This is a genomic window from Acinetobacter bohemicus ANC 3994 (genome assembly GCF_000367925.1).
GTDB classification, from domain to species: domain Bacteria; phylum Pseudomonadota; class Gammaproteobacteria; order Pseudomonadales; family Moraxellaceae; genus Acinetobacter; species Acinetobacter bohemicus.
In genome coordinates this window covers 1-7,187 of record NZ_KB849173.1, presented here as the reverse complement: position 1 = coordinate 7,187, position 7,187 = coordinate 1, and the positions used below count along the sequence as shown (strand labels likewise).

The following is a 7,187-nucleotide window of genomic DNA, read 5'->3' as shown; positions in this document are numbered from 1 at the left end:
TTGTTGTTGAATCTGCTGCTGTAGCTGTAACAACTCGTTGTATTCAACGTCTAAGTGGTCAACAAGTGTAGAGCTAACGATGATCTCATTCTCAAGCTCTGAGAGCTTCTGATTGCGCTCTATGATCTCAATATTCTTATCATGCGTGTCTGACTGCAAGCCACGATTCGCCATTGCACTACCAGCACCTTCATGGACAGTTGGCTCTTTGTCTATACCGCGTTCCGCATACGATCGGCGGTCAAGGGTTGGCTCAAAACCTGCATCAACTAAGCATTTATTGCCCATTTTTTCGTATGCTTCGCGCAATAATTCAGTCGCATTTTTTCGACCATGCAACCGCTGTGAAAAGTCCTCAAGCCCTTTCTTTGCCCTATTTTCAAGCTCTTTTTTATTGTATGGGTCTTTACTGAACTCGCGTGTTTTCTCAGTGAATTGACCATTTTCAAATCGGCGGGTGCTGAACATGACATGTGCGTGATAGTTGCGTTTATCTGCATTTTTACCATGCGGGGCATGGATGCTTGCATCGACGACAACACCGTGATTTTTTGCTAAGAAATTACAGAACATACTTAACATGCGCTGACGCTGTTGTGCATTCAGTTCGTAAGGAAATGAAAACTCAAACTCACGAGCAACTTGTGCATTCGATTTTGTCTCTTTTTTTTCTACCTCATTCCAGAGGTTTGATCGGTCATGTAAATCCGGCCGGCTATTTTCTTCCCCCTCTGGGAAAAAAATCTGACTGTGTTCAACACCCTTTTTTTTAGTGAAGTCGAATTCTAGGCCAGTACGTTCATCAACAATTTTACATCCGGCGCGGTATGCAATAGCTCCGGTTGCCGATCTACCATCGGCCCTTGAAATGCTTTTCAGGTGCGCATGAAAATTTGCCATTGTTGCTGTCCGCTTTTGCTTTTTGGTTCGGCTTGCCGAGCCATAACTTTTGAAAAAAGTTATTAGGGTTGTAGGGTCTCCCCTGCCGTACTTCCAAACCAACTTTGTTGAGTTTGGGAAAGTGCGCACTTCATGAAAAACTCTATCTAGCATAAACTTAGATTATTGTACTTGCAATGATCTTTAGTTTGATGCTTTGATATAGTTTGAATTGCAGGAATTTGATTAATGTCTAGAACAAATATTGATGAACAATTGATTTTAATTAACGAACAAAAAAAAGCTCAGTTAGAAAAATTAACTCAGCTCAAGAATCGAGAAAAAGATTTAAGAGCACAACAGCGCAAAAAGGAAAGAGACTTAACTAGACAGCAAGACACTCGTTTAAAAATTATTTTAGGTTCATTTTATTTAAGACAGTTCAAACAAAACCCAGCTCTACTCGAATCAATTAAAAATGATCTTGTTAGTTTTGCCTCAGAACCAGAAGGTAAAGCTAAAGAACAGAATTTAACCGTATTAAAAGAATTACTTAATATTGAAGATCCAAATGTTGAGCTACTCCATAGTTTTTGGAAAATTGGAAATCCTGATTTTAAATAGTCTTTCATTGCCAAGATTTTTTCCTGGCAATGAGGCTAATTAAAATTAGGATTAGCCGATATCCAATTGATGCAATTCCAGTACATCATCCCCAACAAGCCTATAAATCAAAGTGAAGGCTGATTCTATTTAACTGGTAATTCAATAGGTTGTGTAATTAAAAAAGCCTTTTTTTCACCATCTATAATATAGGGGTAAAACTTCATATTTAATAAAGCAGGTTTAACCTTTTCAAACACTTTATCTGATTCATTACTAAAATAAATGCTAGGGTAACCGACTTTTTCAACGTCACCATTTTTATTGACTAGTATTTCAATAGTTAAATATCGGTTTTTACCATTTAATTCATTTGATTTAAAGATAGGCATCTGTGGGGATATACGAAATATTGGATATGGATAGGTCTTAAAATTATTATTTGGGATAGTAAAATCTATATAGTTAAATTTTTCAAAATCACACTCAGTATTTTTTATTTCTTTTTCTCCAATAAATGATCCATCATTTGCTATTAAATTTACCTTCATCGTACTTGGATTTACGCGAGTAAATATGTTTTCACTTAGTATCTTACAATAGAAGGGGAAAAATGTACTAGAAACAAGGTCAACAAATTCACTTAAAGGCTTCTCAATATCTTTATTTGAGGCTGCTTTTAATATAGTTATATCAAAATTAATTTCTTGCATTGGCCCACGTATAGTCCTTATTATTTTAAAACTATTAGGATTCAAATCTATTTCTTTTTTAATCTCTTTTAATTTTTCTCTTTCATATTCAGGTGTATCTAAAAATTTATAATTTTTATCTAAAATTCCTTTTTTTAATAAAAAAATATCAAATTCAGATGGTTTTATATTCTGAATTTCATCAGCACGTATTGTTTGTAATCCTGTCGATAATAATAAAATTAAAAAAATCTTTTTAAACATCGTTTTTCCTTGAGTTGGTTGAAAAAAAACAACAGGCATACTTATTCGCCTAGCTCTTTATCTGTAAAGTTTTGTACTAATAAATCTTTCAAATCAGGTTCTGTAAGTTCTGATTATTCTTCACTATTTAAGATTTGCTGTCTTACATTTTCAAAGGCTTCTGCTTTTTGTTCTTGAGTTGAAGTTTTTAGAAACTGTTTCAATGCTTCTAAATCTTTACGTTTTTGATTTAAAACTTCTAATTCTTCATTTGTCATATAACCACCATTATTTAATTAATTAGCCTAAGCAGAATTATTATTTTTCTGAAAAACAGCTCTGCCCTATTCATTACATATCATATCACTGTGAATTAAACGGCTAAATGCTTCGCTTCACTCTTCACCTACACCTAAATAAAAACGACTTCGTCATTTTTATTTAGGTGAACGGTTTGAGGTGAAGCGGCAATACTCACCCTAAGAGCCTGCAAAAATTGCATGCCCTTAAAGTATTGCCGTTCGATTTCGTTATTCTGGAGCCACGGAATCGGATTGACCCATCAAAGGGTAAGGCAGTAGGTAATTGTGCTTTCCTACACAGGCTGAGATTACGATTCACACACCGCATCGACACGTTCTCAAACCAACTGAATCAGGCTATCTCCGCAAGGGTTCCCCCAATATACGATTTAAGCCCTATCAGCTACTCATGACGCTGTTGCTCTGTCGATTTCCCCTAGTAGCAACTCCTGCTTTAGATTTTTATATCCTTCTAAAACAATCGCTGTGGTGCGCTAGCGTCGCTTAATTCCTTCCACCCACACCACATGCCGACCGTAAAACGGACACACAGAAGCGGGCAAAGCTCGATCAAGAGAACTTATTTGATGTTTTAACATGCTGAAATAACGAAGTTTTCAATTTTGGGTCTTGTCTTTTTACTGTTATAAATGAATAATAGTCGTTAGGTACAAGCCTTTTGGTGAAATCATAACGGTCGCCAAACCTTATGATCTTCGTTATCTGATGCTGATACATCAAATAACTGCGTACCGACAATTTAAAGAACAAAACCCAAAATTGCAATAGCAATTTTGGGTTTTTTCTTTTATATGTCATATACTTATTGACTTATGCCATGTTTGACAGTTCCACACTGGAAAATTTGCACGTTTGTTTTTAACTGTGGACTAAAAGTATTGTTTAAATCGTCGTGATTTCGCGTATTTTCGAGTTTCTTATCATTATTGATTTTGGGCTTACATTATGCGAAATCGTTGACTTACTCTCAATCGTGCGCTCTAACCTAGAAAAATAATTTTCTAAAAAATCCCTTCTTTAGTTTCAGTTGTTCTTCCGCTAAAAGCACATCTTTTTTACTATCCTCTACTCTAGCCTTATTAGGTGTTTCTGGCTGTATTCCATTATGTTTTTCTTGCACACCAACATTGTTTTTTTCATTTTTCGAAACTGTTTCCTCTGTTTCTACGCTAGATAAATTCCCCTTATAAGTAATCATCAGTTTATAATCATCAAAATCCTTCCTAATGCTTGATATCTCTTGCTTTAAGAACTCTTTATCTTGTTTTAATTCTTTTAACTGTTCTCTTAATTCTTGTATAACTTGTTCACTGTCCTGCTGTTTCTCTAACATGCTGTTTCCTGAAACAACTATAGAAACATTGGCTTTACGTGATGATCCAAATAATCTAACCATATCCTGAGCATCAACAACCTGAACGCCATCATTATTTTTTTTAGCTGTTAGATCACCGCGCTTAATGGCTTTATAAATTGCTGTTCTTCCTATGCCAAATTGCTTAGATGCTTCAACAATAGTTACTAAGGACATATATCTTTCCTGATAATTTTTTTTAAAACAATTCAATATGTGTTCCATCTCGAAGAAGAACAATATATCAAATTGATTAATACATCTAATTAAAGCTGTGGAGCATTGCTCACTTATTGATCGTGGAACATGAAGAATCACAAAAAAGCCGTTCCAGTGCGCTGAATACTGGAACGGCTCGAAGTAAGACAATGATTTAGAAGGGATAAATCAAAGCATTTCGTATAAGGTGTATTATGTTAATTTTAGGAAAATTCATTAATCATCTTTCTTTAGCTTAATTGTTTCTCTACAATTTTATACGCTTCGCTTGAGTAATAAAATTCTTCATATGTTTCCTGTGTATAGTACATTTCTGCATTAGGGTTGTTATTGATATATAAAATTGCATATTTTATAAAAGCCAATATATCGAATAAAACTAGTTCACTTTCACAGTAGCCATAGTCCAAATTATTTTCTTGTTCAAAATCTAGAGAAAGTTTTTCTTTTATATCTTCTTCAAAACGATAATCACTCTTTATCCAATCTTTTTTCAGTTCAAATATTAATATGTCTAACTGCTCTCCAAGCAGAGCTAGGTTTTGTTCTGATTCAATTTTTATATGATTATGTATTTTAAATTGTTCAGGATATTTAAATTGAAAATCAGGATCACTATTACCAATTTCCCCTTTTTCTAATAAATCACTAATTTTTGTAATTTGGATATCTTCGAAATCCTTACGATAAAAAATTTCACGTATTAAATTATCAAATTTTCTTATACTTAAGTCTTCTGTAACAAACTTAATAAGATCAAGGTTAATGTTATCTTCTTTGGTTATTTTACTATATGCATATTCTATTTCGCCTCTAATTTGGTCATTATGAGTGCTGATTTCAAATTTTTTGTGTAAATTTTCTCGATTTTTATCAGTGAATAATGAAATTGAATAATCTGATTGGTATGACATGTTACCCCCTTTGAAATTTATTAAAATATCTTATTTTCTTACATGGCTTTAGAATTCTTGCAAAAGTTAAAATTTGAACGATTCTAATGTTTAAGAAATTACTAGAATTATGATCAGGTAATTAGGCAAGAGACTGATTAAATATATATACAGCGGACATATGATTCAATCAAAAAATCATTCATTTAACATAATGGTGCTTATACGAAATTGTTTTAATATTTTAATTTAAAATCAATAGCTTAACAAAATATCAGAATTCTAAAAAACCGCAAAAAGCTGATATAGAAACATATCGGCTTTTTTATGAGCAAAACTGGTATGTTTTGCCAATAAATTTGACCACTATTTACGCTTTTTAGCTTGAGTGATACAAATATGTGATACATTATTGTATATACAAATTTGAATGTTTTTTATGGAACTGTATTTCGAATGGGATGAGGCGAAGAACCAAAAGAATCAGAAAAAACATGATGTATCTTTTGAAACAGCAAGCCTTATTTTTGATGATCCTTTAAGGATCTCAATCCAAGATAGACATACTGGTGGTGAAGAACGTTGGCAAACCATTGGTATGGTCAAAGGCGTACTGATGTTATTAGTCGCCCACACCATCTTCGATGAAGATGACTGTGAAATCATACGAATTATCAGTGCAAGGGAAGTAACCAAAGCGGAGCGAAATCAATATGAGCATGGTTAGATACACACGCAAAGAACTGAATGAAAATTTCAGTGATAAGCAAGATGCTGAAATTAAACGCTTGCTTGCTAAAGGAACTACTTCTGATGAGCAATTAGACTTGTCAGATATTCCTGAAATTACAGACTGGAGCAATGCGGTTCGTCATGGACAATTTTATCGTCCAGTGAAGCAGCAAACATCAGTCCGTCTTGATGCTGATGTACTAGCTTGGTTAAAAACACAAGGGAAAGGCTATCAGACACGTATGAATAAAATTTTACGTGATGCAATGCTGAAAGAATTAAAAAATACACAGTAGAAAAGGAGCCTCGACTCCTTTTTCTTTTGAATACTTAAGCTGCTTTTATCTCTAAGGGAAGCCGAGCTTTTAGAAAATATTAATGAAGATAACGCACATTCAGATGAAGTGGCTGTCCTCATAGAAATAGAATTTAGCAACTAATATTACAAACCCTTGACTCCATTTTTTAAAAATTAATATAGCATATTTAGTTATATATTTCATAATGTTACAATCTTTTTGGGGTCAAGGGTTTTTAATTTTAAAAATTAATTATTGTGATTACTTTTACAATAAACATCATAATGTTACGAACTTTTTGGAGTCGAGGGTTTTTTATAAGAAGAATTCATTCAAAGTTGAATCTATGAGCGAATTTGCATAGGACATTCATTCTTACTTTTCGGTACTTATCCCCTTCGATTAAGATGTAAAAGTATTGTCAGAATCATTGTTATTCCGCGTATTTTCATGCGTTTTGGCTTGAGGTACTTTCGGACTATTCATTTGCTCAAGTCGTGAAATACGCTCATTCAAGCGTTCAAAATGCCTAGTTTCAGCATAGTTCATAGATCGACCTCTTGAATTATGCTCCAAAGCCTTTAAGTCGTATTTATAGATTTCATTAACTAACACTAATACGTCTTTTCGCTTTTCTTCTTTCACAGCTACTTCATTCAGCAATGATGCTTTTCGTTCAAGCAGGGCAGCAATGTTCTCTGGTGAGCTTAATTGCTGATCTGACAAACTGATGATCTCTTTCAAATGATTGCTCAAGCTGTGACTGTAAATAGTGTGGTTCAAGCGCACAGATAAGTTGTACCCCACTACTGGATTATATTCATCTTGTTTCTTACGTTGCTCTGCTTGATAAGTTTGTTGTTGAATCTGCTGCTGTAGCTGTAACAACTCGTTGTATTCAACGTCTAAGTGGTCAACAAGTGTAGAGCTAACGATGATCTCATTCTCAA

Annotated in this window: 9 protein-coding genes; 3 read left to right on the top strand and 6 right to left on the bottom strand. The window is 33.8% G+C overall.

Annotated elements, in window-relative coordinates; all coding sequences use genetic code 11:
- Nucleotides 1–900, bottom strand: a 900-nt coding sequence (gene mobQ, locus F994_RS10365; RefSeq protein ID WP_004650377.1) for a MobQ family relaxase, incomplete at its 3' end; no start/stop codon positions are given.
- Between the two features lie 228 nt (nucleotides 901–1,128).
- On the opposite strand from mobQ, the gene F994_RS10360 reads away from it, so the two are divergent.
- On the top strand, nucleotides 1,129–1,503 hold the full coding sequence (locus F994_RS10360; RefSeq protein WP_004650376.1) for a hypothetical protein: 375 nt from the start codon (nucleotides 1,129–1,131) through the stop codon (nucleotides 1,501–1,503).
- Nucleotides 1,504–1,628: 125 nt separating this feature from the next.
- On the opposite strand, the gene F994_RS10355 is transcribed toward F994_RS10360, so the two are convergent.
- The 4 genes from F994_RS10355 to F994_RS10345 form a co-directional block, all read right to left on the bottom strand.
- Nucleotides 1,629–2,477, bottom strand: coding sequence for a hypothetical protein (locus F994_RS10355; RefSeq protein ID WP_004650375.1), 849 nt, complete (start codon nucleotides 2,475–2,477; stop codon nucleotides 1,629–1,631).
- A 74-nt stretch (nucleotides 2,478–2,551) separates the two neighbouring features.
- The gene (locus F994_RS17500; RefSeq protein WP_004650373.1) at nucleotides 2,552–2,695 is read right to left on the bottom strand and encodes a hypothetical protein; all 144 of its coding nucleotides are present in this window, start codon (nucleotides 2,693–2,695) and stop codon (nucleotides 2,552–2,554) included.
- A gap of 1,030 nt (nucleotides 2,696–3,725) precedes the next feature.
- Nucleotides 3,726–4,271: a plasmid replication DNA-binding protein gene (locus tag F994_RS10350; RefSeq protein WP_004650372.1), complete on the bottom strand. Its 546-nt coding sequence runs from the start codon at nucleotides 4,269–4,271 to the stop codon at nucleotides 3,726–3,728.
- 272 nt (nucleotides 4,272–4,543) lie between these two features.
- Complete coding sequence (locus F994_RS10345) at nucleotides 4,544–5,227, bottom strand: hypothetical protein (protein WP_004650371.1); 684 nt, start codon at nucleotides 5,225–5,227, stop codon at nucleotides 4,544–4,546.
- A gap of 418 nt (nucleotides 5,228–5,645) precedes the next feature.
- Between F994_RS10345 and F994_RS10340 the strand changes: the two genes are divergently transcribed.
- Nucleotides 5,646–5,933: a BrnT family toxin gene (locus tag F994_RS10340; protein ID WP_004650370.1), complete on the top strand. Its 288-nt coding sequence runs from the start codon at nucleotides 5,646–5,648 to the stop codon at nucleotides 5,931–5,933.
- Nucleotides 5,920–6,234 carry a BrnA antitoxin family protein gene (locus tag F994_RS10335; RefSeq protein ID WP_004650369.1) on the top strand — a complete coding sequence of 105 codons (315 nt, stop codon included), beginning with the start codon at nucleotides 5,920–5,922 and terminating at the stop codon, nucleotides 6,232–6,234. The genes F994_RS10340 and F994_RS10335 overlap by 14 nt, the downstream gene beginning before the upstream one ends.
- A gap of 405 nt (nucleotides 6,235–6,639) precedes the next feature.
- Here the strand turns inward: F994_RS10335 and F994_RS17625 are convergent.
- On the bottom strand, nucleotides 6,640–7,187 hold a 548-nt coding region (locus tag F994_RS17625; RefSeq protein ID WP_004650368.1), incomplete at its 5' end, for a hypothetical protein.

Excerpts from the sequence above, each read along its gene's own strand:
- F994_RS10340 (WP_004650370.1), top strand. The coding sequence starts at position 5,646 with ATGGAACTGTATTTCGAATGGGATGAGGCGAAGAACCAAAAGAATCAG.
- F994_RS10335 (WP_004650369.1), top strand. The coding sequence starts at position 5,920 with ATGAGCATGGTTAGATACACACGCAAAGAACTGAATGAAAATTTCAGT.
- F994_RS17500 (WP_004650373.1), bottom strand. The coding sequence starts at position 2,695 with ATGACAAATGAAGAATTAGAAGTTTTAAATCAAAAACGTAAAGATTTA.
- F994_RS10345 (WP_004650371.1), bottom strand. The coding sequence starts at position 5,227 with ATGTCATACCAATCAGATTATTCAATTTCATTATTCACTGATAAAAAT.
- F994_RS10355 (WP_004650375.1), bottom strand. The coding sequence starts at position 2,477 with ATGCCTGTTGTTTTTTTTCAACCAACTCAAGGAAAAACGATGTTTAAA.
- F994_RS10350 (WP_004650372.1), bottom strand. The coding sequence starts at position 4,271 with ATGTCCTTAGTAACTATTGTTGAAGCATCTAAGCAATTTGGCATAGGA.
- F994_RS10360 (WP_004650376.1), top strand. The coding sequence starts at position 1,129 with ATGTCTAGAACAAATATTGATGAACAATTGATTTTAATTAACGAACAA.